Consider the following 26,341-nt stretch of genomic DNA (forward strand, 5'->3'; position numbering starts at 1 on the left):
GGGCGGCGCGCGGGTTCAGATTTCGCCGGCCGCGCGGCGCCGCATGATGTCTTCGAGGATCACCAGCGCCGCTTCCAGCGTGAATTCGCCTTCGGCCACGCGGCGCACGACCGTGTCGACGTCGGCCGCGTCGATTTCCATGACTTCGCCATCGCGGTTCGCCGGCCGGGCGTCGGCCGCCAGCACACAGGTGCTGGTGAGCACGTCCTCGACCTGGTAGCCCTCGGGCAGCCGGCGATGGATGCGCAGGATGGTGCGCAGCGGCGTGCGCTGCGTCAGGTCCGGCGCGTCCAGGCCGGCTTCCTCCCCGCATTCGCGCACCAGGGCGGTTTCCAGGGATTCTCCGCTGCCGGCCAGTCCGCCCACCAGGGTGTCCCACATGCCGGGGTCGGTGGACTTGCTGAGCGCGCGCCGGGCGATCCAGATGCGGCCATCCGGGGTCCAGGCGTTCAGGTGCACGGCCTTGGTCAGCAGGCCCAGCGGCCGCACCGCGGCGCGCTCGATGACGCCCAGCGCGGTATCGCCATCCAGCACATCCAGCAGTTCATCGCGCCAGCCGCGCAGGCAGTTGGCTTGGCGCAACAGTTGCGCGACCTGTTCGAGCGCCGCGTCCAGGGCCGGGCCGGGCGACAGCCTCGCGCCGATGTGCAAGGCGTCGGCATCGGAATCGATATGGGCGGCGCCCTGCAAGGCATCGCAGGCGGCATGCGTGGCCCAGCCGCAGCGGCGCCCCGCTATATAGAGCGCGTGCGCGCCAACCGGGGCGGGCTCCTGGGCCCGTGCGCTCAGGGCGGCATACAGATCGGACAACTGTTTGGGCATCGTGAGGCGGTGTTAATAAGACTGTCCGCGATTTTATGCCACCCCTGTTTACCCTGGGTCGTGAACGAACGCGCGCAGATGGGGGCGGGCGGTATGAATTCAAGAGCACAAACTTACATCCATTTGCGCGTCCGCTATAATCCGCCAGTTTCTTTGTGATTTCGAGTGGGAACGCGGGGGCCGCTCTATCTCCCCCTGCCTAACCCTGCCATCTAATAATTGCGCGTAGTCCTGTTGCAGTGACATCCGTGCCAACAGGCGACAAGGGCCCTCGCGCCGTGTTTCGAGGTAAGCATGAAGAAGTGGAGAGGGATACTGGGCGCTTGTGCGCTGCTGATTGGCAGCGCGGCCATTGCCCAGGTGCAAGACATGCCCGGCGGCCCGAAGGTCAATCAGCTAAACCTGCATGAAGGCGTTACGCAGATCACGCGTGATGTCATGTGGTTGCACTGGCTACTGCTCACGATCTGTATTGTGATTTTCGTGGGCGTCTTCGGAGTGATGTTCTACTCCATCTGGGCGCACCGGAAATCCCGCGGACACAAGGCCGCGACCTTCCACGAACACCTCGGCGTGGAAGTGGCCTGGACGGTCATCCCCTTCATCATCGTCATCGCCATGGCGCTGCCGGCCACCAAGACGGTCGTCGCCATGAAAGACACTTCCAGCGCCGACCTGACCATCAAGGTCACCGGCTACCAGTGGAAGTGGGGCTACGAATACCTCGACGGCCCCGCCGCTGGCGTCAAGTTCCTCGCCACCCTGTCCACGCCGCGCGCCCAGATCGAAGGCCGCGAGCCCAAGGGCCAGTTCTACCTGATGGAAACGGACAACCACATGGTGGTGCCCGTGGACAAGAAGGTGCGCGTCGTCCTGACCGCCGCCGACGTCATCCACTCCTGGATGATCCCGGACTTCGGCGTCAAGCAGGACGCGATCCCCGGTTTCCTGCGCGACGCCTGGTTCCGCGCCGAAAAGCCCGGTATCTACCGTGGCCAGTGCGCCGAACTGTGCGGCAAGGACCACGCCTTCATGCCCATCGTCGTGGAAGTCCTGGCGCAAGCGGACTACGATAAGTGGGTTGAGGACCAAAAGAAGAAGATGGCGGCAAACGCCGACGATCCCAATAAAGAGTGGACGGAAGCCGAACTGGTTGCCCGTGGCGAGAAGGTCTTCGCCGCCAATTGCGTGGCCTGTCACCAGGCCAACGGCAAGGGCATCCCGGGCAGCTTCCCCGCCCTCGATGGAGACAAGGTTGTGCTGGGCCCGAAAGCCGCCCAGATCAACACCGTGCTGAAGGGCAAGCCCGGCACCGCCATGGCGGCGTTCGGTCCCCAGCTCAATGATGTCGAGATCGCCGCGGTCATCAGCTATACGCGCCATGCCTGGAGCAACGCCGGCAAGGGGCAGGACCCGACAGTGATGCCGAAGGACGTGGCGGCCGCGCGTTGATCGCGCCCGCTTCCCAACGCAGAGCTGGTTCCGTTTAGTCAGAGATACCCTGCCGGTTCCGTGGAACGGAGCCGGCACTCAGCAGGAAGGAGTCCATCATGAGCAGCGTCACTGTAGACCACGTGTCGCCGGGCCACGGCCACGGTCACGATGACCACCACCACGCCACCCCCACCGGCTGGCGCCGCTGGCTTTTCGCCACCAACCACAAAGACATCGGGACGATGTATCTCATCTTCTCGTTCGTCATGCTGCTCGAAGGCGGCACGCTGGCGCTGCTGCTGCGTACCGAGCTGTTCGAGCCGGGCCTGCAGTTCTTCCGCCCCGAACTGTTCAACCAGTTCACCACCATGCACGGCCTGATCATGGTGTTCGGCGCCATCATGCCGGCGTTCGTGGGCTTCGCGAACTGGATGATCCCGATGCAGATCGGCGCGTCCGACATGGCATTCGCCCGCATGAACAACTTCAGCTTCTGGCTGCTGCCGGTGGCCGCGATCATGCTGACGGCCTCGTTCTTCGTGCCGGGCGGCGCCACCGCCGCCGGCTGGACGCTGTACGCGCCGCTGTCGCTGCAGATGGGTCCGGGCATGGACCTGGCCATCTTCGCCATGCACATCATGGGCGCGTCCTCGATCATGGGCGCCATCAACATCATCGTGACCGTGCTGAACATGCGCGCGCCGGGCATGACGCTGATGAAGATGCCGCTGTTCTGCTGGACCTGGCTGATCACCGCGTTCCTGCTGCTGGCCGTGATGCCGGTGCTGGCCGCCGCCATCACCATGGTGCTGACCGACCGCCACTTCGGCACCGGCTTCTTCAACGCCGCCGCCGGCGGCGACCCGGTGCTGTACCAGCACGTGTTCTGGTTCTTCGGGCACCCCGAGGTCTACATCATGATCCTGCCGGCGTTCGGTATCGTGTCGGCCATCGTGCCCGCGTTCGCCCGCAAGAAGCTGTTCGGCTACGCCTCGATGGTGTATGCCACCGCCTCGATCGCCGTGCTGTCGTTCATCGTCTGGGCCCACCACATGTTCACGACGGGCATGCCGGTGACCGGCCAGCTGTACTTCATGTACGCCACCATGCTCATCTCCATCCCGACCGGGGTGAAGGTGTTCAACTGGGTCGCCACCATGTGGCGCGGCTCGATGACGTTCGAGACGCCGATGCTGTTCTCGATCGGCTTCATCTTCGTGTTCACCATGGGCGGCTTCACCGGCCTGATCCTGTCGGTGGCGCCGATCGACATCCAGGTGCACGACACGTATTACGTGGTGGCCCACTTCCACTACGTGCTGGTGGCCGGCTCGCTGTTCGCGCTGTTCGCCGGCACCTACTACTGGCTGCCCAAGTGGACCGGCCGCATGTACAGCGAAAAGCTGGGCAAGCTGCATTTCTGGTCGACGCTGATCTCGTTCAACGTGACCTTCTTCCCGATGCACTTCCTGGGCCTGGCCGGCATGCCGCGCCGCTATGCCGACTACGCCGCGCAGTTCACGACGTTCCACCAGATCGCCACCATTGGCGCCTTCTGGTTCGGCCTGTCGCAGCTGATCTTCCTGTGGGCGGTGCTGCGCTGCTACATGGGCAAGGGCGAGAAGGCCACCGCCAAGCCGTGGGAAGGCGCCGAAGGCCTGGAATGGACGGTGCCGTCGCCCGCGCCGTTCCACACCTTCGAGACGCCGCCCGAAGTCAAGTGAGCGCCGATTCCAACCCCGCAACAGGCAGCATGGCAATGACCCCCGAGCAGCGCCGACGCAACAAGATCGCAGGACTGATTCTGCTGGTATTCGTCATTGCCGTGTTCGCCTGGACCGTATTCCGCGGTTCGGCGCTGTTGACGGGCAAGGCCATCGGCGGCTAGCGAACCATGAGCGACGACCTGCGTGAATCCGCCCAGCGCAAGCTGAGTTTTCTTCAGACGATGAAGGCGGTGGCGTGGGGGTTTTTCGGCGTCCGCAAGGGCGCGGGCTACCGCGAGGACAGCGCCAGGCTCAATCCCGTGCACGTGATCGTGGCGGGACTGTTGGCGGCGGCGATCTTCGTGACCGTGCTGGTGTTAATTGTGCGTTGGGCGGTTTCCAGCCTGACTTGAATCACTTAATTCTATAAATCAGTACCAGGGAGAAAGCCATGAGTGCAAGCCACTCGGTTCAAGGTAAAGAGGCACCCTATTACTACGTGCCCGCCGATTCGGGGCATCCCGTGCGCACGGCGGTGGCGCTGCTGCTCATGGGCCTGGGCGCCGCCGGCTGGATCAACGGCGTGAGCTGGGCCAAGTGGTCGGTGCTGGCCGGCTTCATCGCGCTGATCGTGGTGCTGTACTACTGGTTCGGCGACGCCATCCAGGAATCCGAGGCCGGCATGAACAGCAAGCGCATCGACGGGTCGTACCGTTGGGGCATGAGCTGGTTCATCTTCTCGGAAGTGATGTTCTTCGCGGCGTTCTTCGGCGCCCTGTGGTACGTGCGCACCATCACCACGCCGTGGCTGGGCGACATGGACCACCGCCTGATGCTGTGGCCCGATTTCCAGGCGGTGTGGCCCAATTTCGGCCCGGCCGGCGTGGTCGAGCACTTCCAGACCGTGGGCCCCTTCTGGCTGCCGACGATCAACACCGCGCTGCTGCTGAGCTCGGGCGTGACGCTGACCATCGCCCACCACGCGCTGCGCGAGAACCATCGCGGCAAGACCATGTTCTGGCTGGCCGCCACGGTCATCCTGGGTTTCATCTTCGTGGCCTGCCAGGCCGCCGAATACCACCATGCGTACACCGAGCTGAACCTGAAGTTCAATTCGGGCGCCTACGGTTCGCTGTTCTATATGCTGACCGGCTTCCACGGCTTTCACGTGATCCTGGGCGCCACGATGCTGACGGTCATCCTGATCCGCCTGATGCGCGGCCATTTCCGGCCCGATCACCACTTCGGCTTCGAAGGCGCCGCCTGGTACTGGCACTTCGTGGACGTGGTGTGGCTGGGCCTGTACCTGTTCGTCTACTGGTTCTGAGGCGCGAGCCCGGCGCTGCCGGGCCGGCGGCTGGACGGGGCGAGGCTGGCGGGCCGCCGGGAAACCGGCGCCGCGGGCCTCGCCCTTCGCTCGACGGCGGTCCGTGTTCCAATAGGCGGCTGGACGCGCGCCGGGAACCGGCGGCCAGCGGGGCTATCTAAGCCCGGTGCTTTCGATCCAGCCCATGTGGTGGGCGAACAGCACGAACAGAAACAGGGCCACCGACAGGCCGATGCGCACCGTCAGCGCGTTGACCGTGCGGTTGGTGCTGCCTTTGTCCCGCATCAGGTAGACCAGGGCGGATGCCAGACTGGCCAGGATACCGATGAAGGCCAGTACGACGAAAACGCGCATGATGGTCTCCGGACAAAATCGATTGATTCAATACAGATGGCCCGACCGCATTCAACCCGCTACACGGTAGCCGCTTTGCTCCTGCTGGGGATCGCCGTGGTGATCCTGGCCTCGCTGGGCCAATGGCAACTGCGGCGGGCCGACGAGCGACGCGACATTCTGGCGGCTATCGAGGCCGGCCGCAAGCAAGCGCCGCTGGTGCTGGCGCCGTCAACCGCGCCGGCCGACCTGAAGCCGTGGCGCGTGGCGCAGGCCAGCGGCACCTGGCTGCCTGAATTCAGTGTACTGCTGGACAACCGCAACCACGATGGCAAGCCGGGCTACTGGCTGGCCACGCCGCTGCTGCTGGATGCGGAAAAGCGCACGGCGGTGCTGGTGCTGCGCGGTTGGCTGCCGCGGGTGATCCAGGGCCAGGGCGCTCCGGTGCTGCCCGCCGCGCCTGAAGGCGTACAGACCATCAAGGGCGAGCTGTCGCCGCGCGTGCCGCGCATGTTCGAGCTGTGGTCGCTGGGCGGCCAGGATGCCTCCAGCCTGCCTGCCACGCTGCCGGCCGCCGGTGGCGTCGTGCCGCAGGTGCAGAACCTGCCGCTGGAGGCCTACGCAAAGGCCACCGGACTGACCCTGCTGCCCACGGTGGTGAGCCAGTTTGGCCTGGGCGAGGACGACGGGCTGGTGCATGACTGGCCGCAGCCGTCGGTGAATTTCCAGCAGAACACGATCTACGCGGTAGAGTGGTTCTCTTTTGCCTTGTTCGCCGCGATTGCGTGGCTGGTGGTGCTGGGGGGCGCCATCAAGCGCATGCGCCAACGCGCGGCCAACGACCCGGCGGCCTGAACGGCGGCCTTCCCGACAACAGGATTCCGAATCAACGTGGCTCGCGACATGACTGCTTCCCAACCCGCCCGGCGCTCGCTGACGCCGATGGTGCTGGTGTTCCTGTGCACGCTGGCGCCTATCGTGGCGGCCTTCGTGGTCTATATGAACCCGCAATGGTGGCCGGCGGACGCCAGCAACTACGGCCGGCTGGTCGAGCCGCAGCGGCCCGTGCCGGCGCCCGAGGCGCTCAAGCTGACCACGCTGGACGGCAAGCCGTTCGACCTGCAGAGCCTGAAGGGCAAGTGGCTGCTGGTCGCGGCCGACGGCGCGGCCTGCCCGGAAAGCTGCGCCCGCAAGCTCTACATCACCCGCAATACCCACGCCAGCCAGGGCAAGAACGTCGATCGCCTGGCGCGCGTCTGGTTTATCACCGACGACGGCCCGGTGCCGGACAAGGTGTTGGAGGCCTACCAGGGCACGATCATGCTGCGCGCCGATCCGGACCAGCTGGCGCGCTTCCTGCTGGCGCGCGACGCCGCGGCCGGCCAGCCCGGCCTGGCGCAGCCGATCTGGGTGATCGATCCCCTGGGCAACCTGATGATGCAGTATCCCGCCGACGCCGACGGCGTGAAGGTGCGCAAGGACATCAGCAAGCTGGTCTATAACTCGCGCATCGGTTGAATCGGTATTTCGTTGATTTCCATGGAACGCATCAAAGCGCGGTATCGCAAACTCGTCTTCTTCACCTGGTTCCTGACGCTGGACCTGATCATGTTCGGCGCCTTCGTGCGCCTGACGGACTCGGGCCTGGGCTGCCCGGACTGGCCCGGCTGCTACGGCAGCGTCACGCCGCTGGGAGCGATGGGCGATATCCACGAGGCCTCGCAGGCCATGCCGTTCGGGCCGGTGACCTTGTCCAAGGCCTGGATCGAGATGATCCACCGCTACGTCGGCTCGATCCTGGGCATGCTGATCATCGGCATCGTCTACATGGCCTGGCGCTACCGCCGCGAACTGGGCCGCTCGCCGGCCCTGGCGGTGACGACGCTGGTGGCCGTGTGCGTGCAGGGCGCGTTCGGCGCCTGGACCGTGACCCACAAGCTGATGCCCGCCGTGGTCACGGCGCACCTGGTGTTCGGCCTGTCGGTGCTGGCGCTGATGACCTGGCTGTCGGCGCGCGAGCGTCCGCACCATGCCGTGGCCGCCGCGGCGCGGCGCTTCAAGCCCTGGGTGATCGGCGGCTTCGTGCTGCTGCTGATCCAGGTGACGCTGGGCGGCTGGGTCAGCACCAACTACGCGGCGCTGGCCTGCATGGATTTCCCCATGTGCCACGGCAAGTGGGTGCCGGACATGGACTTCCATGGCGGCTATTCCATCATCCGCGGGCTGGGCGAACTGCCGTCCGGGGAAATGATTTCGCAGCCGGCGCTGACGGCGATCCACTGGGTGCACCGCAATTTCGCTTTCGTCGTGTTCGCGTACCTGGGCGTGCTGGCCTGGCGCCTGCGGGCCGACCGCGGCCTGCGCGGGCCGGCCACGCTGATGCTGGCGCTGCTGGGCGCCCAGTTGCTGACCGGCCTGACGACGATCTTCTTCCAGTGGCCTTTGTTGATCGCGGTGTTGCACAATGGCGGGGCCGCCGGCCTGACGCTGGCCGCGGTGGTCCTGATGGTGCGCCTGTCCACCGCGGGCGGGGCGCCGGCCGGGGGCTACGGCCCCAATTCGGTGCGCGTTTAAAATAGGGTGCATGATGACCAGTCTTGCCGCTCCCCAATCCGGATTGCTCCGCCAGTATTTCGTTCTCACCAAGCCGCGCGTCACCCAATTGGCGGTGTTCTGCGCGGTGATCGGCATGTTCCTGGCCGTGCCGGGCGTGCCGGACATGCGTCGCGTGCTGTTCGGCACCCTTGGCATCTGGCTGCTGGCCGCGGCCGCCTTCGCCATCAACTGCCTGATCGAGCAGGAAGTCGACGCCCGCATGCTGCGCACGGCGCGGCGCGCCACCGCGCGCGGCACCATTTCCGCCTTCCAGGTGCTGAGCCTGTCGGGCCTGCTGGGCGGCGCCGGCATGTTCGTGCTGTACACGCTGGTCAACCCGCTGACCATGTGGCTGACCTTCGCCACCTTCGTCGGTTACGCGGTCATCTACACCATCATCCTGAAGCCGCGCACGCCGCAGAACATCGTCATCGGCGGCCTGTCGGGCGCCATGCCGCCGGCGCTGGGCTGGGCGGCGGTGGCCGATTCCGTGCCGGCCGAGGCCTGGCTGCTGGTGCTGATCATCTTCATCTGGACGCCGCCGCATTTCTGGGCGCTGGCCCTGTATCGCAACCATGACTACGTCAAGGCCGGCCTGCCGATGCTGCCGGTGACGCATGGCCAGCAGTTCACCCGCCTGCAGATCCTGCTCTACAGCATCGCGCTGGTCGCCACCACGCTGCTGCCCACCGCGATCCGCATGAGCGGCGCGCTGTACCTGGCGTCGGCGCTGGTGCTGGGCGGCATGTTCGTGTCGTACGCCTGGCGGCTGTACCGCAACTACAGCGACGAGCTGGCGCGCAGCATGTTCCGTTTTTCCATTCTCTACCTGGCGCTGCTGTTCGGCGCCCTGCTGGTGGACCACTGGGTCGCGCTGATCTGACCCCCTGGAGAGAGTCGATGTCCGTATTTTCCGCCAGCCGGCGCCTGGCCCTGCGCCTGGCCACGGCCGCCGCGTTCACCGCCGCCCTGGCCGCCTGCGGCGACAATGCGCCCCAATTCAAGGGCAGCGACATCAGCGGCACCCAGCTGGGCCGCGGCCTGGAGCTGTCCGACTACAACGGCAAGACGCGTACGTTGCAGGACTTCGCCGGCAAGGCGGTGGTGGTGTTCTTCGGTTTCACGCAATGCCCGGACGTCTGCCCGACGTCGCTGGCCGAACTGACCGAAGTGATGAAGAAGCTGGGCCCGGACGCCGACCGCGTCCAGGTGCTGCTGATCACGGTGGATCCCGAGCGTGACACGCCGGAAGTGCTCAAGCAATACGTAACCGCGTTCGACCCGCGTTTTCTGGGTTTGACCGGCACGCCGGACCAGGTGAAGAAGGCGGCGGCCTCGTTCAAGGCCTATTACGCCAAGGCGCCGACCAAGGACGGCAACTACACCATGGACCACACCGCGGCCTTCTACCTGCTGGACGGCAAGGGTGAATCGCGGGTGCTGGCCAACAACAACATCGGGGTCGACGCCCTGGTGCACGACATTCAGGCCCTGCTCAAGGGCTGAACCAGCGGCCGGGGGCCGCGCCCGGCGCGGTTTTCAGGCGCCGCCGGCGGCGATCCAGCCCGCCAGCGCGGCGCGCGCCTTGTCGCCGAGTTCCCCGGCCGGGATTTCGCGGCGGTGCGACATGATCATCAAGGCATAGGGCGCCGCCAGCGCGGCCGCCTCGGGGCACAGGCGGGATTCGTCGCCGGTCGAGGGCGAGAGATTGCGCCAATAGTTGATGGCCGCTTCGATCTGAGGCATGGTGATGACATTCATGGTCCTATTTTCCACGAATGGCGCGGCCTGTCCAACCGCACGCGTGCAGCAATGAAGCGTCACCATCGCAACATGCCGAAACCGCATCCGGGTGCTATACCACTGCCGGTTAGTAACGATGGAGCATCGTCATGAATTATCCCGCCCCTACCGAATCTCCCCGCCGTGGCCTGCATCCCCTGTTCGCGGCCGCCGCCATTGCCGTGATCGTCATGTGCTCGGTCGGCGTGGCCGCCGTGATGGGCTGGCTGCCGACGCCGTCGGCCACGCCGCACCCCGAGGATCCGGCGCTGGTCCAGGCCGGTCCCGAGGGCGCCAACCTGGCCCCGGCCCAGCCCGGAGCCCCCGGCCAGCCGCAGGCGCCGGCCGCGCGACCGCCGGCGGCCCAGGCCCAGGCTCCCGCCCAGGCGCAGGGCCGGCCAGCGCCCGCGCCGGCGCCGGCCACGCAGGCCTGCCGCACTTGCGGCGTGGTGGAAACCATTCGCCAGGTGCAGGTGCCGGTCAAGGACAATAGCGACCACCTGGTCGGCACTATCGCCGGCGGCGTCGCCGGGGGCGTGGTCGGCAACCAGTTTGGCGGCGGCAACGGCAAGACGGCGCTGACCGTGCTGGGCGCGGTGGGCGGCGCTTTGGCAGGCCGTGAAGTTGAGCGTAATATCAGGCAGCAACAAACGGTGACGCACTACGAGCTCACGGTACGCATGAACGACGGCAGCACGCGCCAGTTCCGCAGCGCGCAGCCGTTCGCCTTTGCGTCCGGCGACCACGTGCGCGTGGAGAATAATCAGCTGCTGCCGGGATGACCGTGCCGGCCGGCAGCGTTTTGGGATCTATGGGAAGACAGGAATGAGCGATCAACACACCAACCCGTTCGTCCTGCCCGGCATGGGCCAGAATTCCGACCTGTCGGGCAACCCGCTGCTGGCCAGCATGGAAATGATGCGCCAGGCCTGGGCAGGCCTGACCGGGCCGGGCGGGCTGGCGAGCAGCCTGCCGATGGCGCCGCCCATGAACCTGGAAGACCTGGATCGCCGTATCGCCGAGCTGCGTTCGGTGGAGAACTGGCTGCGCATGAACCTGTCGATGCTGTCCAGCACGATCCAGGGCATGGAAGTGCAGCGCTCCACCATCAGCACGCTGCGCGCGTTTGTCGATTCGGCCGCCAACCTGGACCTGGGCGCGGTGCGCGACAGCGGCGCGGCGTCGCCGCTGGAAGTGGTGCTGGGCCTGAAGCCGGCCCCGGCCGCCAAGAGCGCGCCGAAAGGCGCGTCGCAAGATTCGGCGGGCGCGGCGCAGGCCGAGGCCAAGGCGTCCGAGGCCGAAGGCGGCGATGCCCGTGCCCAGCCCGGCATGAGCGAGCAGATGGGCGCGGCGGCGCAGTCGGCCTCCAAGGCCTGGTGGGACCTGCTGCAACAGCAGTTCAACCAGATCGCGGCGGCCACGGCCGCATCGATGCCGGGCAGCCAGCCTGCCCCCGCGGCCGACAAACCCAAGGCCAAGCCGGGCGGGCCGCAGGCCGCGGCCGCCCCGGCGGCCAAGGCCGTCAAGACGGTCGCCAAGCCCGCCCGCAAGGCCGCGCGCAAACCGGCCGCCAAGGCGGCCGCCAAGAACAGCGGGCCTGCCGACGGCAAGCCCTGATATTTTCAATCCAGTCCCGGACCGTCGGACGGCGGTTGCGGGCGCATTCACATACCGGAACCTATGCTCAATGTAGTGATTCTCGCAGCCGGACTCGGCAAGCGCATGCAGTCCGATCTGCCCAAGGTGCTGCACACCCTGGCCGGCAAACCCATGCTGGCGCACGTGCTGGACAGCGCCCGCCAGCTTGAGCCGGCCCGTATCATCGTGGTGGTCGGCCATGGCGCCGACCGCGTCAAGCAGGCTTTCGCGGGCCAGGACGACCTGCAATTCGCGTTGCAGCAACCGCAGCAAGGCACCGGCCACGCGGTCCAGCAGGCCGTGCCGCTGCTGCGCGAGGGCGACGGCAAGGACGACGTGACCCTGGTGCTGTACGGCGACGTGCCGCTGGTGCAGCCCGAGACGTTGCGCCGCCTGCTGCAGGCGCGCGGCGCTGGCGCCGCGGTGCTGACCGAAGTGCTGGCCGATTCCACCGGCTACGGCCGCATCGTGCGCGACGCCGCCGGCAACGTCTGCCGCATCGTCGAGCACAAGGATGCCTCCGAGGCCGAACGCGCCATCAAGGAAGTGAACACCGGCATCCTGGCCGCGCCGACCGCGCGGCTCAAGGACTGGCTCTCGCGCATCGACAACAACAACGCCCAGGGCGAGTACTACCTGACCGACGTGGTCGGCCTGGCCGTGGTGGACGGCGTGCCGGTGGGCGCGGCCCAGCCGGGGGCATCGTGGGAGACGCTGGGCGTGAACAGCCGCGTGCAGCAGGCCGAACTGGAGCGCCGCTGGCAGGGCGAGCAGGCGCGTCGCCAGCTCGAGGCCGGCGTGACGCTGGCCGATCCCGCCCGTTTTGACGTGCGCGGCACGCTGACCTGCGGCCGCGACGTGTTCATCGACGTGGGCTGCGTGTTCGAGGGCCAGGTGACGCTGGCCGACGGCGTGCGCGTCGGCCCGCATTGTGTGCTGCGCGATGTGAGCATCGGCGCGGGCACGCAGATCGAGGCCTTCAGCCATCTGCAACAGGCCCAGGTGGGCGGCGATGCGCGCATCGGCCCGTATGCCCGCCTGCGGCCGGGCGCCGAGCTGGGCGACCGCACCCATGTGGGCAACTTCGTCGAGATCAAGAAGAGCGTGCTGGGCGCCGACAGCAAGGCCAACCACCTGGCCTACATCGGCGACGCCGACATCGGCGCGCGCGTGAACGTGGGCGCGGGCACCATCACCTGCAACTACGACGGCGTCAACAAGCACCGCACCGTGATCGAGGACGACGCCTTCATCGGCTCGGACACGCAACTGGTGGCCCCGGTGCGCGTGGGCCGCGGCGCCACGCTGGGCGCGGGCACCACCCTGACCCGCGACGCGCCGGCCGACAAGCTGACGGTGTCGCGCGGCAAGCAGGTCACTGTCGACGGTTGGCAACGGCCGGTCAAGAAGTCGTGACCGGGCCGGCGTCCCAGGCGCCGGCGGGCAGCGCCAAGCCCGCCGCCGCCGACGGCCTGCCGGCGCCGCGCCGCTACTGGGCGGCCGCGACCGTGATGACGGGCATCAGCCTGTCAGTGCTGGACACCACCATTGCCAACGTCGCCCTGCCGACCATCGCGGCCGACCTGAACGCCTCGCCGGCACAGGCGGTGTGGGTGGTCAATGCCTACAACCTGGCGGTGGTGATGATGCTGCTGCCGTTGTCGGCCCTGGCCGAGCGCATCGGCTTTCGCCGCATGTTCACCTTCGGGTTGATGCTGTTCACGCTGGCCTCGCTGGGGTGCGCGCTGGCCGGCACGCTGGCGCAGCTGACGGCGGCGCGCGTGTTCCAGGGCGTGGGCGCGGCGACGCTGATGTGCCTGTTTGGCGGCCTGGTGCGCAACATCTATCCGCTCAGGATGCTGGGGCGCGGCATCAGCATCAACGCCACCACGGTGGCGGTGATGTCGGTGCTGGGTCCCACCATCGGCTCGGCGATCCTGTCGGTGGCGCCGTGGCCGTGGATCTTCGCGGTCAACCTGCCCATTTGCGTGCTGGCCATGTTCGGCCTGCGCCACCTGCCGGAAGTGCCGCGCAACGATGTGCGGCTGGACGGGATCAGCGCGCTGCTGTGCATGGCGACGCTGGGCGTGTTCATTTCCGGCGTCGACATGATGGGCGAGGACCTGCTGCGCGGCATCGGCCTGGTGGCGATCGCGGCGGTGGCCGGCCTGGTGCTGGTGCGCCGCGCCAGCCGCCAGCCCGCGCCGCTGGTGCCGGTGGACCTGCTGCGCATCCGGCCGCTGGCGTTCGCGGTGGGGGCGTCGGCCTGCACCTTCGCGGCGCAGATGGCCTCGTATGTGTCGCTGCCCTTCTATTTCCAGCAGGTGCTGGGCCGGCCCTACCTTGAGGTGGGCATGCTGATGGGCGCCTGGCCGGTGGGCACGGCCCTGATCGCGCCGCTGGCCGGACGCCTGTCGGACCGCTATTCCGCCGCCACCCTGAGCGGCATCGGCGCGGCCACCATGGTGGCCGGCATGCTGTGGCTGGCGGCGCTGCCGGCCGCCGTGGGCAACGTGCCCATCATTGCCGGCATGTTCGTGGCCGGCGTGGGCTTCGGTTTCTTCCAGACGCCGAACAACCGCGCCATGCTGTCGGCGGCGCCGCGCGCCCGCAGCGGTGCCGCGGGCGGCCTGCAGGCCACCACCCGGGTGTTCGGGCAGAGCTTCGGCACCGCGCTGGTGGCGATCGCCTTCAGCGTCAGCGCGGCGCATGGCCCGGGGCTGGCGCTGGTGCTGGGCACGATCTGCGCCGGCCTGGCGGTGGTGGTGAACACGGTGCGCTTCAGCAAGCTGCGGGCGCCCTAGCGCGTAGCGGCCGCCGCGCGCCGGGCGGCCGGCCCGCCCTTCTATAATGGCCACCGGCGCCGGGGCGGGATGTCCCGGCGCGATGATTACCTATTCTTAAGGCGTTCAGGCATGAAAATCACGGTCGTGGGTACCGGTTACGTAGGGTTGGTGTCGGGAGCGTGCCTGGCCGACATGGGCAACGACGTCATGTGCCTGGACGTGGACGCGGCCAAGATCGCCCTGCTGCGCCAGGGTGGCATCCCCATCTACGAGCCCGGCCTGGAAGACCTGGTGCGGCGCAACGTGCAGGCCGGCCGCCTGCATTTCACCGACGACGTGGCCCAGAGCGTGGCCTTCGGCGACGTGCAGTTCATCGCCGTGGGCACACCGCCCGGCGAGGACGGCTCGGCCGACCTGAAATACGTGCTGGCCGCGGCCCGCAACATTGCCCGCCATATGACCAGCCGCAAGCTGATCGTGGACAAGTCCACCGTGCCGGTCGGCACCGCCGACAAGGTGCGCGCCGCGGTGGCCGAGGAATTGGCCAGGCGCGGCGTCGAGGTACCGTTCAGCGTCGCCTCCAACCCGGAATTCCTGAAGGAAGGCGCGGCGATCAACGACTTCATGAGCCCGGACCGGGTCATCGTCGGCGCCGACGACGACTACACCATCGGCGTCATGCGCCGCATCTACGAGCCGTTCCAGCGCACCCACGATCGCCTGATGGTGATGGACGTGCGCTCGGCCGAGCTGACCAAGTACGCCGCCAACGCCATGCTGGCCACCCGCATCTCGTTCATGAACGAGATGGCCAACCTGGCCGAAGCGCTGGGCGCCGACATCGAGCAGGTGCGCCGCGGCATCGGCGCCGATCCGCGCATCGGCTATCACTTCCTGTATCCGGGCGCCGGCTATGGCGGCTCGTGTTTCCCCAAGGACGTGCAGGCGCTGGTCAACACCGCCGCCGAGAATGCGTTGCCGATGCGCGTCATCGAGGCGGCCGAGGCCGCTAACCACGCGCAGAAGTTCCGCCTGTCGGAAAAGCTGGTGGCTCGCTATGGCGAGGACCTGAGCGGCCGCAGGATCGCGCTGTGGGGCCTTTCGTTCAAGCCCAACACCGATGACATGCGCGAGGCGCCCAGCCTGACCGTGATCGCCGAGCTGACGCGCCGCGGCGCCACCGTGCGCGCCTACGATCCGGTGGCCATGCACGAGGCCGCCCGCGTCCTCGACGGCAAGCCCGGCGTGAGCTTCGCCACCGACATGTACGACGCGCTGGACGGCGCCGACGCGCTGCTGATCGCCACCGAGTGGAAAGTCTTCCGCGCGCCCGACTTCGACCGCGTCAAGGCCTTGCTCAAGACCCCGCTCATCATCGACGGCCGCAACCTCTACACGCCGGCCGACGTGCGCGCGCAGGGCTTCGAGTACTCGGGCATCGGCCGCGCATGAAGATCCTGCAGCTCAACTTCGAAAAGGGTTGGCGCGGGGGCGAACGCCAGACGCTGTACTGCATGCGCGCGTTCCGCAACGCCGGCCACCAGGTCGAAGTGCTGTGCCGCGAAGGCGGCCCGCTGGCCGAGCGCGTGCGCCAGGAGGGCTTCGTGGCGCACACCGTCCGCAACGTGCCGGCGCAGCTGGCGTTCCTGGCGCGCGCGGGCAGCGGCTACGACATCATCCACGCCCAGACCGCCAACACCGTCACCTGGGCGGTGCTGACCAAGTGGCTGCACCGGCGCCCGGTGGCGTTTTCACGCCGCACCTCGTTCGTGGTCAAGCCCAACGAGGAATGGAAGACCGGCTTCAAGTGGCGCCACACCGACCTGTTCGTGGCGATCAGCGACATGGCCGCGAGCGAGCCGCGGCGCCTGGGGCTGGACCCGGTCATCATCCGCAGCGCGGTCGAGCCGCACCAGATCAACCAGGAGAACGTCGCCGCGCTGGTGCGTGAGTTCGATCTGGAAGGCAAGAAGGTCATGGCCACGTCGGCCGCGCTGATCCGCGACAAGGACCCGGTGACGCTGGTGCGCGCGGTGGCCGAACTGGCCAGGACGCGGCGCGATTTCGTCTTCCTGCATTTCGGCGCCGGCGGCGACCGCGAACAGCAGGCGCGCGACGAGGCGCGCGCGCTGGGCGTCGAGGACGTCTACCGCTTCGCGGGCTTTCGCAAGGGCGTCGAGGATTTCTACAGCGTCCTCGACGTCTTCGTCATGAGCTCCGAGGAAGAGGCGCTGGGCAGCAGCGTGCTGGACGCCTTCCTGCAGCGGGTGCCGGTGGTGTCCACCGACGCTGGCGGCTTGAAGGAAAGCCTGGCCGACGGGCGCGGCGTGCTGTGCGCGGTGGCCGATTTCCATGCCATGGCCCGGGGCATGGCGCGTTGCCTGGACGATGCCGCGTTCCGCCAGGAGATCACCGACCGCGCCTATGACTACGTGCGCGACGAGCACGACGTGCAGAAGATGGGCAATCGTTACCTGGCGCAGTTCGAGCGGTTGCTGGCGGCCCGCTGAGGCGCGTCGCTATGGCGTCCGCACGTCGATGCGGGTCTCGAACTTGGCGCGGTGCACCGAGAAGAACGTGCGCACGTTGCGCACGTTGGCGTGCGCGGTGAAGGCGCGGTGCGCCAGCGCGTGATAGGCGGGCATGTCCCGGACCTGCGCGATCACCACGAAATCCGGCCCCGGCGACACGCGGTAGCACTGCAGCACCGCCGGTTCCGCCAACATGATCTGTTCGAAGGCGTCCAGGCTTTCGGCTGCCTGCACGTCCAGCGTGATCTCGACGATGGCGGTCAGCGTGCTGCCCAGCTTCCCGGCCGCCAGGATGGCCACCTGGCGCGCGATCACCCCTTCTTCCACCAGGCGCCGCACCCGCCGCAGGCAGGTCGGCGGCGAGGCGTGCACGCGCGCGGCCAGCTCCTGGTTGGTCAGCGAGTTGTCGTCCTGCAGCTGTTCCAGGATGCGCAGGTCCAGATCGTCCAATTCCGGCAGGGTGATCGACTGGTTTTGCATGATTAATTCATGAATGGATGATTGGTGAAATATTATTTAATCACAAATATGTAAGTGAATAAACTGTCAAATATACGCAGATAAAGAAATCAAATTTCTTGTGGCTGCGCGCACAATGCGTTCCGTACTCGAACTTTCCGGAGTCTCTCCTATGTGCGGCATTGTTGGCGCCGTCGCCCAGCGCGACATCACCCCGATCCTGGTCGAAGGCCTGAAGCGGCTGGAATACCGCGGCTATGACTCCTGCGGCGTCGCCGTGTACGCCGACGGCCACCTGCGCCGCACGCGCAGCACCCAGCGCGTGGCCGAGCTGGCCGAGCAGGTCGCGCAGGACAAGGTGCAAGGTTTCACCGGCATCGCCCATACCCGCTGGGCCACCCACGGCGTGCCGGCCACGCACAACGCCCACCCGCATTTCTCGCATCTGGGCAACGACGAGCCGCGCATCGCGCTGGTGCACAACGGCATCATCGAGAACCACGACGAACTGCGCGCCGAGCTGCAGGCCGTGGGCTACGTCTTCGAAAGCCAGACCGACACCGAAGTGATCGCGCATCTGGTCAACCACCTGTACGCCGGCGACCTGTTCGAAGCCGTGCAGAACGCCGTGCGCCGCCTGCATGGCGCCTACGCCATCGCCGTGTTCTGCCGCGACGAGCCGCACCGCGTGGTCGGCGCGCGCCAGGGCTCGCCGCTGGTGGTGGGCGTGGGGCAGAACGAGAACTTCCTGGCCTCGGACGCGCTGGCGCTGGCCGGCACGACCGACCAGATCATCTACCTGGAAGACGGCGACGTCGTCGACCTGCAGCTGTCGCGCGTCTGGATCGTGGACGCCAACGGCAAGAACGTGGAACGCCAGGTGCACACGGTGCAGGTGCATACCGGCGCGGCCGAACTCGGCCCCTACCGCCACTACATGCAGAAGGAGATCTTCGAGCAGCCGCGCGCCGTGGGCGACACGCTGCAGGACATCGAGGCCATCACGCCCGAACTGTTCGGCGACGACGCCTACAAGATCTTCAAGGACATCGATTCGTTGCTGATCCTGGCCTGCGGCACCAGCTATTACGCCGGCCTGACCGCCAAGTATTGGATCGAATCGATCGCCAAGATCCCCGTGGCCGTCGAAATCGCCAGCGAATACCGCTACCGCGACAGCGTGCCGAATCCGCGCTCGCTGGTGGTGACGATCTCGCAGTCGGGCGAGACCGCCGACACCCTGGCCGCGCTCAAGCACGCCCGTTCGCTGGGCATGGAAAACACGCTGACCATCTGCAATGTGTCCACCAGCGCCATGGTGCGCGAGTGCAAGCTGTCGTACATCACGCGTGCTGGCGTCGAAATCGGCGTGGCCTCGACCAAGGCTTTCACCACGCAGCTGACCGCGCTGTTCCTCTTGACGCTGGCGCTGGCGCAGGTGCGCGGCCGCCTGACCGACGAGCAGGAGGCCGAACACCTGAAGGCGCTGCGCCACCTGCCCGTGGCCATCGGCTCGGTGCTGGCGCTGGAACCGCAGATCATGGCCTGGGCCGACCGCTTTGCCTCGAAGGAAAACGCGCTGTTCCTGGGCCGCGGCATGCATTACCCGATCGCGCTGGAAGGCGCGCTCAAGCTCAAGGAAATCAGCTACATCCACGCCGAGGCCTACCCGGCCGGCGAACTCAAGCACGGCCCGCTGGCCCTGGTGACCGAGCACATGCCCGTGGTCACCATCGCGCCCAAGGACGAGCTGCTGGAAAAGCTGAAGTCCAACATGCAGGAAGTGCGCGCGCGCGGCGGCGAGCTGTACGTGTTCGCCGACGCCGACAGCAAGATCCAGAGCGCCGAAGGCATGCACGTGATCCGCATGCCCGAGCACTACGGCAAGCTGTCGCCGATCCTGCACACGGTGCCGCTGCAGCTGCTGTCGTACCACACGGCCTGCGCCCGCGGCACCGATGTGGACAAGCCGCGCAACCTGGCCAAGAGCGTGACGGTGGAGTGATATCGCGGCGTGGGCTTGGGGCCGCCGCCGTGGCGGCCCTTTCGATTGCCGGGCGGCGCCGACCCGAGCCGGCCCCGGCGGCTAGTCGATAATCGGGACGTGCGCGGCGGCAGTTCTCGGCAAGTCGCCGCTCAACCTCGGATCTCTCTGCACTTCCACGCGGATTGCGTAGGGTTTGAAGCCCGCTTTCATGTAGAAGCGCAGGGCCGAGGGATGGTCGTAGGTGCAGGTGTGGACCCACATCCGGTTGATGGGCCGCGCCCAGGCCAGTTCTACCGCCTTGCTCATCAGCGCGCGGCCGACACCCCGGCCTGTGCAGTCCGCGGTGAGCCCCAGGAACGCCAACTCGCATTCCCCCTCCGTGCGGAAGTCCAACTCCAGAATGCCAACGTCCCCGAGTCCGTTCCGGACAATGTGGATGTCGACGTCGGGGTGCGCCAGGATGGAGGCCAGCTCGCCGTCTTCCATGAAAAGGCGCGAAAACCACAGCCAGTCGGCCCCGACCTTGCGGAACAGCGCGCGGTAGGCATCCAGGCCGATTTCGGCAACCGGGGCCAGCTCGAAACCTTGGGGCAAGGAAGCGCCGGGCAAGTCGGGCCTGGACAGCATTTCGAGGTCGGTGACGACACTGGCAATGTGTCCGCGGGGGATGGCGGTGTAGCCGATGGGAATGGGCGAAGAGGCGGCGGTCATAGTCTGCTCGTTCAGTAACGGCAGCACTATGCCCGCGGGCGCGCGGCCCTGTCTTGAACGCTATTTCAGCCGTTGCGCCATTGGCCGGGCGGGACGCCGACGACGGCCCGGAACCTGCGCGTCAGGTGGGACTGGTCGGCAAATCCCAGGTCCAGCGCCACCGCCGCAATGTTCTCGCCTTGGGCGATTCTCTTGCGCGCTTCGACAACCCGTTGGTTCCAGCGCCACGCCAGCGGGGGCATGCCATAGACCCTGGAAAAGGCCCGAACGAGCTGCACGGGCGTCATCCCCGCCGATGCCGCCAGGTCCGTCAGCGTCGGCAAGGCAGGGTCGTCGCGCAGGCGGTCGGCGACGCCGCCGATGGACGCCGGCACGTGCCTGGATGTCGCGGGTCCGCCCGATCCCGCCATCTGCAACAGTTCGTCGAAAACGTGGACCAGCCCTTCCTGCGCCACGCTCTCGGGCGTGTTCCGGTTCAGCGCTGACAGGATGGCGCCGCGCAGCCTGGCTGCAATGCCTGGCGCTTGCAGCAGGGGCTTGTCGAAAACGGTTTCCGGGTGGATGCCGAGCAGGACCGGGAGGGCGGCCGGGTCCACATACATGCTCGCGAATTGCCACGACTCGCTGATGACATGGGAGCTTTGGACCTGCGCCGGGTTGTAGAGCGTGACATCGCCCTCGGCGGCGTCGAAGCATTTCCTGTCTAGCTTGATTTTTTCCCAGCCCCGCACATTGACGCTGATCACGAATTCGTCGTGGAAATGGGGCGCAAAGCCGCGCGTGCCGTCCGCGATGTGCGCGACCTCGATACCGGTGAATTGACGGCGATTGAACGACCCCATGGCGGCCATGTTAGCGCGACGCCCTGGCGCGCCGCGCGGCCGGGCGCTGCCCTGCCGGACCATGTCCCGCCGGCATGGGGGCGCCCGGCCTCGGCCGGAGCATGAGCGGAACTAATGATTTGATCCAAATAAAATCATTTTTATTCATGGAGGGCGCAACATAAAATACGGCTCGAATATTGAAAGTGTCAAGACTGCCAAATCAAAAATCCGAAGAAATTTGGAAATAAATGACGGCAGAAAATAGACGCGAGCTTTTTGTCAGAAATTTGAGCGCCGGATCAGAATGAGTAAAGAGTTTACATTTGCCATCAAGAGCATTTGTTTCGATGAGGATTATCGTCCCGCGGACAATACGCGAATCACGACCAACTTCGCCAATTTGGCCCGGGGAGCGAGCCGTCAGGAGAATCTGCGCAATACGCTCAGGATGATCGACAATCGCTTCAACGCCTTGGCGCACTGGGATAATCCCAAGGGCGATCGCTATTCCGTAAATCTTGAGATCATTTCCGTCGAATTGAATATCGAAGGCCAAAGCAGCGGTAACGGCCTGCCGCTGATCGAAGTGCTGAAGACGAGCATTTTCGACCGGCACACCAATGAACGCTTCGAGGGCATCGTAGGCAATAACTTTTCCTCGTACGTGCGGGATTACGACTTCAGCGTGCTGCTGCTGGAACACAACAAGAACACGACCGCCTTCAGCACGCCGGAGAATTTTGGCGACCTGCACGGCAAGCTCTTCAAGAGCTTCGTGAATTCGAGCACATACAAAGAGAACTTCCACAAGGCGCCCGTCATCTGCCTGAGCGTTTCGAGCAGCAAGGTCTATCAGCGCACCGAAAACCAGCATCCCGTGCTGGGCGTCGAATACCTGCAGGACGAGTATTCGTTGACGGACGAGTATTTCAAGAAAATGGGCATGAAGGTGCGCTACTTCATGCCGCCCAACAGCGCCGCGCCGCTGGCGTTCTATTTCACCGGCGATCTGCTGGGCGATTACACCAATCTCGAGCTGATCAGCACCATCAGCACGATGGATACCTTCCAGAAGATCTATCGGCCCGAGATCTACAACGCCAACTCGGCCGCGGGGAAGTCCTACCAGCCGAGCCTGAAGCACCAGGATTATTCCCTGACCCGCATTGTCTACGATCGGGAAGAGCGTAGCCGGCTGGCTGTCGAGCAGGGCAAGTTCGTCGAGGAAAACTTCATCAAGCCGTATCAGACGGTTCTTGAGCAGTGGTCCGCGGCCACCCCACATTGATTAATAAAGAGCATCAGGTCTTATTGTGAAAAAACTGCTTCCCACCTCCACCGCCGGCAGCCTGCCCAAACCTTCCTGGCTGGCAGAGCCCGAGACCCTGTGGTCGCCCTGGAAATTGCAGGATGGCGGACTGATCGAGGGCAAACAGGATGCCCTGCGCCTGTCGCTGCAGGAACAGCAGCACGCGGGCATCGACATCGTCAGCGATGGCGAACAGACGCGCCAGCATTTCGTGACGACGTTCATCGAGCACCTGGACGGCGTCGATTTCGAGAACCGCAAGACCGTCCGTATCCGCGACCGCTATGACGCGAGCGTGCCGACGGTGGTGGGCGCGGTGGCGCGCAAGAAACCGGTCTTCGTCGAGGATGCCAAGTTCCTGCGCCAGCAGACCAAGCAGCCGATCAAGTGGGCCCTGCCCGGCCCGATGACGATGATCGACACGCTGTATGACGATCACTACAAGAGCCGCGAGAAGCTGGCTTGGGAATTCGCCACGATCCTCAACCAGGAAGCCAAGGAGCTGGAAGCGGCCGGCGTCGACATCATCCAGTTCGACGAGCCCGCCTTCAATGTCTTCTTCGACGAGGTCAATGACTGGGGCGTCGCCACGCTGGAACGGGCCATCGAAGGGCTGAAGTGCGAAACCGCCGTCCACATCTGCTATGGCTATGGCATCAAGGCCAACACGGATTGGAAGAAGACGCTGGGTTCGGAATGGCGGCAATACGAGGAAGCCTTCCCCAAGCTGCAGAAGTCCAATATCGACATCGTTTCGCTGGAGTGCCACAACTCCCACGTGCCGATGGAGCTCATTGAGCTGATTCGCGGCAAGAAGGTGATGGTGGGCGCCATTGACGTGGCGAGCAATACCATCGAGACGCCCGAGGAAGTGGCCAACACCTTGCGCAAGGCGCTGCAGTTCGTGGACGCCGACAAGCTCTATCCGTGCACCAACTGCGGCATGGCTCCGCTGTCGCGTGCGATCGCGCGCGCCAAGCTGAGCTCGCTGAGCGCAGGCGCGGAGATCGTCCGCAACGAACTCTCGAACTGATTTCGAGACGGGAAATGGCCGTCGCAAGCTGCTTGCGACGGACCTGCCCGCAAGGCCTTACATAGCATTCGCGCTGCACCCAGTCGCCAGTTTTGGCAGTCCCTACCATGTCACTCCCCAGTCCCGCCATCGAGCCGTTGCGCTTTCGTGAAGCGCTCGGGCACTACGCGTCCGGTATCACGGTGGTCACCACCCACATCGATGGCGAGCCGATCGGCTTTACCTGCCAGTCGTTCCACAGCGTGTCGATGAGCCCGCCGCTGGTGTCGTTCAGCGTGATGTCCAATTCGGCCAGTTATCCCAAGATCCGCCAGGCGGGCCGCTTTGCCGTGAACATCCTGTCGGATGCGCAAGTCGAGGTGTCCAACCAGTTCGCCCGGCGTGGCACAGACAAGTGGCGCGGCATCGACTGGAAGGAATCGCCGCTGGGCAATCCGCTCATTGCCGGCAGCCTGCACTGGATCGATTGCGAGATCCACGCGGAATACGCCGCCGGTGACCACGTGATCGTGATTGGCGAAGTGAAGGCGCTGAATCTGCAGGAAGCGGCGGCCACGCAGCCATTGCTGTATTTCAAAGGGCAATATCGCAACATCGCCGCGCACGGCGCGGCTTGAGCGCCAATCGCCGCTGGCCGAATCCGTTGCGGCGCGAGGTGGCGCGGCGCCCCTGAACGACTTGGTATCGAGCTGTCTTGAGTGCATTGAAACAGGCGTTGAACGCGAGACGCTTCGCCTGCGTGCTGGAGATCATTCCTCAACAGTCTCCCGCGCGCCGGGCCGCGCTCGAGCGGATCGTGCAACGCGGGCACCTGGCCGGCTGGCCGTTGCTGCCTGCCTTCGCCGACCGCGTCGGCCTGCATTCCGACCTGAGCCCCCTGCAGGGGGCAGGGGCGCTGGGCGATCCGGCTTCATCGCTGTTGCATTTCTCGGGCAAGGATCGCGCGCGCGCCGACCTGCTGGGCCAGATGGACGCGATGCAGGCGCGGGGCCTGTCGCAACTGCTGCTGCTCAGTGGGGACCGCCTGCCTGGCCATGATCCGGGACGGGCGCCCGTGCGCTATCTGGAGTCGGTGCCCGCGCTGCAGATTGCCCGCGAGCACGGCCCGGACTGGCTGCTGGGCGCGGCGTTGAACCCGTTCAAATACCGCGAGGAAGAAGGCGCCGCGCAGTACCTGAAGGCGCAGAAGAAACTGCTGGCCGGCGCGGATTTCCTGACCTTGCAACTGGGCTTCGACGCCGCCAAGCATCTCGAAGCCCAGGCCTGGATGCGCGCCCAGGGCCGCGTCAAACCCATGCTGGCCTGTGTGATGCGGCTGACCCACAGGCGCGCGGCGGCGTTGCAGGATGTGCCCGGCATCGTCATCACCGACGCCATGCGCGAATTGCTGGGCAGGGAGCAAGAGATTTCGCCCGCCGATGCCAGCGCGCGCAGCCTCGAGCGGCTGGCGCTGCAGATCGTGGGCCTGCAATGGATGGGTTATGCCGGTGTGCATCTGTCCGGAGTGCACACGCTGGACGAACTGTTGTTGCTGGAGCAGGCGATCGCCGAGCAACGGGATGCGGTGACCTCGCTGTCCGACTGGATGGATCGATGGCAGGCGAGTTGGCGGATGCCCGGGATGCCCCAGACAGGCTTCGCCCCTGGCATTGACGCGTGGGAGCTGGGGCAGTCCGATGTCGCGGCCACTCCCGGGGAGCGTTTGCGCTATACGCTGCTTTCCACGGTGCATGAACAGCTCTTCAATCGCACGGGATGGCTCGGCAGCGCCTTTGGCTGGAGTGTGACGCGGCCGTTCTGGAAGACCGGCGTGGCGGCGCGGGCGCTGCTCGCGGTCGAACGGACATTCAAGCGGCCGCTGGTGGGTTGTGACACCTGTGGCACCTGCCGCTTGCAGGACACACTCTACGTCTGCCCCGAGACCTGTCCCAAAGGCCTGGCGAACGGCCCCTGCGGCGGCACCCGGCTCAATCGATGCGAATTCGGCGACCGGGAATGCGTGCACAGCGTCAAGTATCGGATCGCCAAGTCCGCGGATCGGTTGCCTGCGCTGGCGCAGACGTTGATTCCCTGTATCGAGGCGGGCGACCGGCATCGCAGCTCGTGGCCCGAATGGTTCGAGCCGGAGGATCCGACGCCGGGCAATGATTGCCAATCGTTGCCAAAGTCTGGTTGATACCTCGACGCTCCCTCAGAATGCACCACGCCTTGGCGTTTGCCTGCCTGTTGCCTGACGTGGAGCCCATCCCATGCGTATCGAGACGATTTCCAGATTGGCCGTGCTGGCCGCCGTTACCGTGCTGGCGGGCTGCGCGCAACCCGTGTCGACCCGCGAAGTCGCGCTCAATGCCGATGCCTACACCGCGCGCACCCTGTTGCCCGATGCCCTGCCGCCCGCGGTGCGGGCCAGGCTGCCGGCGGCGGGCACGCAGCCCATGGGGTTTCGCGCCTTGCGCATGACGGGCACCCAGCATACCGTCGGCATCGACAACGTCGCGGTGGACAGCGAGTACGAATTGACGTTCCACAATGATCGCGACGACGGCACGTTGCGCAGTATCTATATCGGCAAGCTCAATGGCCTGCCGGTCAACTACGTGTTGGCGCTCAACTATCGCAGCCTGGCGCTGCTGATCCATCAGGCCGGCGGATTCAAGGCCGCGCAGGTGCCGCCGCGCTGGATGGCGCGCGACATCCAGCAATGGCCGGGCGATGTGTTGGCCAATCCGCCGGAAAATGCCCGGTTCACGCTCGAGAGCGAGGGCGGATGGGAAGGGCGGCGAACCGGGCCCAGGCAAACGCTCACCTGCGCCAGCGGCACGGATTATCCCGCCAGCCGGGTCCTGACGCAGATCCCGGGGCAGGCGCTCGATGTGAACTGCGTCGAGACCAGCGAGAACGGCGTGCCGGTCCGCAAGCTGCATTACGTCTTCCTGCGCCGATTCGGCCTCACCATTACCGCCGAGATCGCGACGGCCAGGTCGGTGACTAACATGACGGTCAAATCGGTTCGGGTGGAGTAGGCGCGGAAATGGCGGGCGAACCGAACCGCCCGCGACAACGG

General features: G+C 66.2%; 28 protein-coding genes. 22 read left to right on the forward strand and 6 right to left on the reverse strand.

Annotation, left to right across the window (positions count from 1 at the left end):
- Positions 1-15 precede the first annotated feature (15 nt).
- Positions 16-822, reverse strand: a complete 807-nt coding sequence (locus tag HV742_RS20010; RefSeq protein ID WP_175146210.1) for an NUDIX hydrolase — start codon at positions 820-822, stop codon at positions 16-18.
- 294 nt (positions 823-1,116) lie between these two features.
- On the opposite strand from HV742_RS20010, the gene coxB reads away from it, so the two are divergent.
- The 5 genes from coxB to HV742_RS20030 all read left to right on the forward strand — a co-directional run bounded on the left by coxB (position 1,117) and on the right by HV742_RS20030 (position 5,289).
- A complete protein-coding gene (coxB, locus tag HV742_RS20015; RefSeq protein WP_049070634.1) occupies positions 1,117-2,274 on the forward strand; it encodes a cytochrome c oxidase subunit II in 1,158 nt (385 codons plus the stop codon).
- A gap of 98 nt (positions 2,275-2,372) precedes the next feature.
- A complete protein-coding gene (gene ctaD, locus HV742_RS20020) occupies positions 2,373-3,980 on the forward strand; it encodes a cytochrome c oxidase subunit I (protein ID WP_049070636.1) in 1,608 nt (535 codons plus the stop codon).
- 35 nt (positions 3,981-4,015) lie between these two features.
- Positions 4,016-4,144 carry a cytochrome oxidase small assembly protein gene (locus HV742_RS32130; protein WP_006392370.1) on the forward strand — a complete coding sequence of 43 codons (129 nt, stop codon included), beginning with the start codon at positions 4,016-4,018 and terminating at the stop codon, positions 4,142-4,144.
- Between the two features lie 6 nt (positions 4,145-4,150).
- Positions 4,151-4,375, forward strand: coding sequence for a DUF2970 domain-containing protein (locus tag HV742_RS20025; RefSeq protein ID WP_006392371.1), 225 nt, complete (start codon positions 4,151-4,153; stop codon positions 4,373-4,375).
- Between the two features lie 38 nt (positions 4,376-4,413).
- The gene (locus tag HV742_RS20030; protein WP_024067442.1) at positions 4,414-5,289 is read left to right on the forward strand and encodes a cytochrome c oxidase subunit 3; all 876 of its coding nucleotides are present in this window, start codon (positions 4,414-4,416) and stop codon (positions 5,287-5,289) included.
- A 153-nt stretch (positions 5,290-5,442) separates the two neighbouring features.
- Here HV742_RS20030 and HV742_RS20035 read toward each other — a convergent pair whose 3' ends face one another.
- Positions 5,443-5,643 carry a twin transmembrane helix small protein gene (locus HV742_RS20035; RefSeq protein WP_006392373.1) on the reverse strand — a complete coding sequence of 67 codons (201 nt, stop codon included), beginning with the start codon at positions 5,641-5,643 and terminating at the stop codon, positions 5,443-5,445.
- A gap of 36 nt (positions 5,644-5,679) precedes the next feature.
- On the opposite strand from HV742_RS20035, the gene HV742_RS20040 reads away from it, so the two are divergent.
- Genes HV742_RS20040 through HV742_RS20060 form a run of 5 tightly spaced genes read left to right on the forward strand, consistent with a single transcriptional unit; the run spans position 5,680 to position 9,723 of the window.
- On the forward strand, positions 5,680-6,477 hold the full coding sequence (locus HV742_RS20040) for an SURF1 family protein (protein WP_175146211.1): 798 nt from the start codon (positions 5,680-5,682) through the stop codon (positions 6,475-6,477).
- Between the two features lie 48 nt (positions 6,478-6,525).
- The gene (locus tag HV742_RS20045) at positions 6,526-7,140 is read left to right on the forward strand and encodes an SCO family protein (protein ID WP_049070640.1); all 615 of its coding nucleotides are present in this window, start codon (positions 6,526-6,528) and stop codon (positions 7,138-7,140) included.
- A 21-nt stretch (positions 7,141-7,161) separates the two neighbouring features.
- Entirely contained in the window at positions 7,162-8,196 is a 1,035-nt protein-coding gene (locus HV742_RS20050; protein ID WP_049070642.1) for a COX15/CtaA family protein, read from the forward strand.
- Positions 8,197-8,209: 13 nt separating this feature from the next.
- Entirely contained in the window at positions 8,210-9,100 is an 891-nt protein-coding gene (gene cyoE / locus HV742_RS20055) for a heme o synthase (protein WP_006392377.1), read from the forward strand.
- A gap of 17 nt (positions 9,101-9,117) precedes the next feature.
- Positions 9,118-9,723 (forward strand): SCO family protein, encoded by a 606-nt coding sequence (locus tag HV742_RS20060; RefSeq protein WP_049070643.1) that lies wholly within the window; start codon positions 9,118-9,120, stop codon positions 9,721-9,723.
- Between the two features lie 33 nt (positions 9,724-9,756).
- On the opposite strand, the gene HV742_RS20065 is transcribed toward HV742_RS20060, so the two are convergent.
- Positions 9,757-9,978 (reverse strand): DUF3717 domain-containing protein, encoded by a 222-nt coding sequence (locus HV742_RS20065; RefSeq protein ID WP_049070645.1) that lies wholly within the window; start codon positions 9,976-9,978, stop codon positions 9,757-9,759.
- Between the two features lie 131 nt (positions 9,979-10,109).
- Here HV742_RS20065 and HV742_RS20070 point away from each other — a divergent pair, with 131 nt between their 5' ends.
- From HV742_RS20070 to HV742_RS20095, 6 genes are all read left to right on the forward strand, one after another.
- On the forward strand, positions 10,110-10,781 hold the full coding sequence (locus HV742_RS20070; RefSeq protein WP_175146212.1) for an outer membrane lipoprotein: 672 nt from the start codon (positions 10,110-10,112) through the stop codon (positions 10,779-10,781).
- Between the two features lie 43 nt (positions 10,782-10,824).
- Positions 10,825-11,616 (forward strand): PhaM family polyhydroxyalkanoate granule multifunctional regulatory protein, encoded by a 792-nt coding sequence (locus tag HV742_RS20075; RefSeq protein WP_175146213.1) that lies wholly within the window; start codon positions 10,825-10,827, stop codon positions 11,614-11,616.
- Positions 11,617-11,679: 63 nt separating this feature from the next.
- Entirely contained in the window at positions 11,680-13,053 is a 1,374-nt protein-coding gene (glmU, locus tag HV742_RS20080) for a bifunctional UDP-N-acetylglucosamine diphosphorylase/glucosamine-1-phosphate N-acetyltransferase GlmU (protein ID WP_049070648.1), read from the forward strand.
- A complete protein-coding gene (locus HV742_RS20085; protein ID WP_169535676.1) occupies positions 13,050-14,441 on the forward strand; it encodes an MFS transporter in 1,392 nt (463 codons plus the stop codon). Before glmU ends, HV742_RS20085 begins: the two co-directional genes overlap by 4 nt.
- Before the next feature lie 111 nt (positions 14,442-14,552).
- Positions 14,553-15,875, forward strand: a complete 1,323-nt coding sequence (locus HV742_RS20090; RefSeq protein WP_063582477.1) for a UDP-glucose dehydrogenase family protein — start codon at positions 14,553-14,555, stop codon at positions 15,873-15,875.
- Positions 15,872-16,933 (forward strand): glycosyltransferase family 4 protein, encoded by a 1,062-nt coding sequence (locus HV742_RS20095; protein ID WP_175146214.1) that lies wholly within the window; start codon positions 15,872-15,874, stop codon positions 16,931-16,933. The genes HV742_RS20090 and HV742_RS20095 overlap by 4 nt, the downstream gene beginning before the upstream one ends.
- A 9-nt stretch (positions 16,934-16,942) precedes the next feature.
- On the opposite strand, the gene HV742_RS20100 is transcribed toward HV742_RS20095, so the two are convergent.
- Complete coding sequence (locus HV742_RS20100) at positions 16,943-17,434, reverse strand: Lrp/AsnC family transcriptional regulator (RefSeq protein ID WP_068951043.1); 492 nt, start codon at positions 17,432-17,434, stop codon at positions 16,943-16,945.
- Positions 17,435-17,585: 151 nt separating this feature from the next.
- On the opposite strand from HV742_RS20100, the gene glmS reads away from it, so the two are divergent.
- Positions 17,586-19,418, forward strand: a complete 1,833-nt coding sequence (gene glmS / locus HV742_RS20105; protein WP_049070654.1) for a glutamine--fructose-6-phosphate transaminase (isomerizing) — start codon at positions 17,586-17,588, stop codon at positions 19,416-19,418.
- Positions 19,419-19,499: 81 nt separating this feature from the next.
- Here glmS and HV742_RS20110 read toward each other — a convergent pair whose 3' ends face one another.
- Together HV742_RS20110 and HV742_RS20115 are read right to left on the reverse strand one after the other, a co-directional pair.
- The gene (locus tag HV742_RS20110) at positions 19,500-20,111 is read right to left on the reverse strand and encodes a GNAT family N-acetyltransferase (protein WP_175146215.1); all 612 of its coding nucleotides are present in this window, start codon (positions 20,109-20,111) and stop codon (positions 19,500-19,502) included.
- 65 nt (positions 20,112-20,176) lie between these two features.
- Positions 20,177-20,962 carry a helix-turn-helix domain-containing protein gene (locus tag HV742_RS20115; RefSeq protein ID WP_175146216.1) on the reverse strand — a complete coding sequence of 262 codons (786 nt, stop codon included), beginning with the start codon at positions 20,960-20,962 and terminating at the stop codon, positions 20,177-20,179.
- Positions 20,963-21,239: 277 nt separating this feature from the next.
- On the opposite strand from HV742_RS20115, the gene HV742_RS20120 reads away from it, so the two are divergent.
- From HV742_RS20120 to HV742_RS20140, 5 genes are all read left to right on the forward strand, one after another.
- Positions 21,240-22,223: a DUF1852 domain-containing protein gene (locus HV742_RS20120; protein WP_054495597.1), complete on the forward strand. Its 984-nt coding sequence runs from the start codon at positions 21,240-21,242 to the stop codon at positions 22,221-22,223.
- A 25-nt stretch (positions 22,224-22,248) separates the two neighbouring features.
- Positions 22,249-23,277, forward strand: coding sequence for a methionine synthase (locus tag HV742_RS20125; RefSeq protein ID WP_175143653.1), 1,029 nt, complete (start codon positions 22,249-22,251; stop codon positions 23,275-23,277).
- 107 nt (positions 23,278-23,384) lie between these two features.
- Complete coding sequence (locus HV742_RS20130; RefSeq protein ID WP_054503695.1) at positions 23,385-23,894, forward strand: flavin reductase family protein; 510 nt, start codon at positions 23,385-23,387, stop codon at positions 23,892-23,894.
- A gap of 86 nt (positions 23,895-23,980) precedes the next feature.
- The gene (locus HV742_RS20135) at positions 23,981-25,453 is read left to right on the forward strand and encodes a methylenetetrahydrofolate reductase C-terminal domain-containing protein (RefSeq protein WP_217482413.1); all 1,473 of its coding nucleotides are present in this window, start codon (positions 23,981-23,983) and stop codon (positions 25,451-25,453) included.
- 97 nt (positions 25,454-25,550) lie between these two features.
- Positions 25,551-26,300 (forward strand): hypothetical protein, encoded by a 750-nt coding sequence (locus tag HV742_RS20140; RefSeq protein WP_175146218.1) that lies wholly within the window; start codon positions 25,551-25,553, stop codon positions 26,298-26,300.
- Positions 26,301-26,341: the final 41 nt, after the last annotated feature.

This window comes from Achromobacter ruhlandii (assembly GCF_902859695.1).
GTDB lineage: Bacteria > Pseudomonadota > Gammaproteobacteria > Burkholderiales > Burkholderiaceae_B > Achromobacter > Achromobacter ruhlandii.

Bases quoted from the DNA above. Each gene is read 5' to 3' on its own strand.
- glmS (WP_049070654.1), top strand. From the start codon at position 17,586: ATGTGCGGCATTGTTGGCGCCGTCGCCCAGCGCGACATCACCCCGATC.
- HV742_RS20095 (WP_175146214.1), top strand. From the start codon at position 15,872: ATGAAGATCCTGCAGCTCAACTTCGAAAAGGGTTGGCGCGGGGGCGAA.
- HV742_RS20035 (WP_006392373.1), bottom strand. From the start codon at position 5,643: ATGCGCGTTTTCGTCGTACTGGCCTTCATCGGTATCCTGGCCAGTCTG.
- HV742_RS20090 (WP_063582477.1), top strand. From the start codon at position 14,553: ATGAAAATCACGGTCGTGGGTACCGGTTACGTAGGGTTGGTGTCGGGA.
- glmU (WP_049070648.1), top strand. From the start codon at position 11,680: ATGCTCAATGTAGTGATTCTCGCAGCCGGACTCGGCAAGCGCATGCAG.
- HV742_RS20120 (WP_054495597.1), top strand. From the start codon at position 21,240: ATGAGTAAAGAGTTTACATTTGCCATCAAGAGCATTTGTTTCGATGAG.
- HV742_RS20050 (WP_049070642.1), top strand. From the start codon at position 7,162: ATGGAACGCATCAAAGCGCGGTATCGCAAACTCGTCTTCTTCACCTGG.
- ctaD (WP_049070636.1), top strand. From the start codon at position 2,373: ATGAGCAGCGTCACTGTAGACCACGTGTCGCCGGGCCACGGCCACGGT.
- HV742_RS20115 (WP_175146216.1), bottom strand. From the start codon at position 20,962: ATGGCCGCCATGGGGTCGTTCAATCGCCGTCAATTCACCGGTATCGAG.
- HV742_RS20045 (WP_049070640.1), top strand. From the start codon at position 6,526: ATGACTGCTTCCCAACCCGCCCGGCGCTCGCTGACGCCGATGGTGCTG.
- coxB (WP_049070634.1), top strand. From the start codon at position 1,117: ATGAAGAAGTGGAGAGGGATACTGGGCGCTTGTGCGCTGCTGATTGGC.
- HV742_RS32130 (WP_006392370.1), top strand. From the start codon at position 4,016: ATGACCCCCGAGCAGCGCCGACGCAACAAGATCGCAGGACTGATTCTG.
- HV742_RS20040 (WP_175146211.1), top strand. From the start codon at position 5,680: ATGGCCCGACCGCATTCAACCCGCTACACGGTAGCCGCTTTGCTCCTG.
- HV742_RS20130 (WP_054503695.1), top strand. From the start codon at position 23,385: ATGTCACTCCCCAGTCCCGCCATCGAGCCGTTGCGCTTTCGTGAAGCG.
- HV742_RS20075 (WP_175146213.1), top strand. From the start codon at position 10,825: ATGAGCGATCAACACACCAACCCGTTCGTCCTGCCCGGCATGGGCCAG.
- HV742_RS20065 (WP_049070645.1), bottom strand. From the start codon at position 9,978: ATGAATGTCATCACCATGCCTCAGATCGAAGCGGCCATCAACTATTGG.
- HV742_RS20060 (WP_049070643.1), top strand. From the start codon at position 9,118: ATGTCCGTATTTTCCGCCAGCCGGCGCCTGGCCCTGCGCCTGGCCACG.
- HV742_RS20030 (WP_024067442.1), top strand. From the start codon at position 4,414: ATGAGTGCAAGCCACTCGGTTCAAGGTAAAGAGGCACCCTATTACTAC.
- HV742_RS20100 (WP_068951043.1), bottom strand. From the start codon at position 17,434: ATGCAAAACCAGTCGATCACCCTGCCGGAATTGGACGATCTGGACCTG.
- HV742_RS20025 (WP_006392371.1), top strand. From the start codon at position 4,151: ATGAGCGACGACCTGCGTGAATCCGCCCAGCGCAAGCTGAGTTTTCTT.
- HV742_RS20070 (WP_175146212.1), top strand. From the start codon at position 10,110: ATGAATTATCCCGCCCCTACCGAATCTCCCCGCCGTGGCCTGCATCCC.
- HV742_RS20110 (WP_175146215.1), bottom strand. From the start codon at position 20,111: ATGACCGCCGCCTCTTCGCCCATTCCCATCGGCTACACCGCCATCCCC.
- cyoE (WP_006392377.1), top strand. From the start codon at position 8,210: ATGACCAGTCTTGCCGCTCCCCAATCCGGATTGCTCCGCCAGTATTTC.
- HV742_RS20010 (WP_175146210.1), bottom strand. From the start codon at position 822: ATGCCCAAACAGTTGTCCGATCTGTATGCCGCCCTGAGCGCACGGGCC.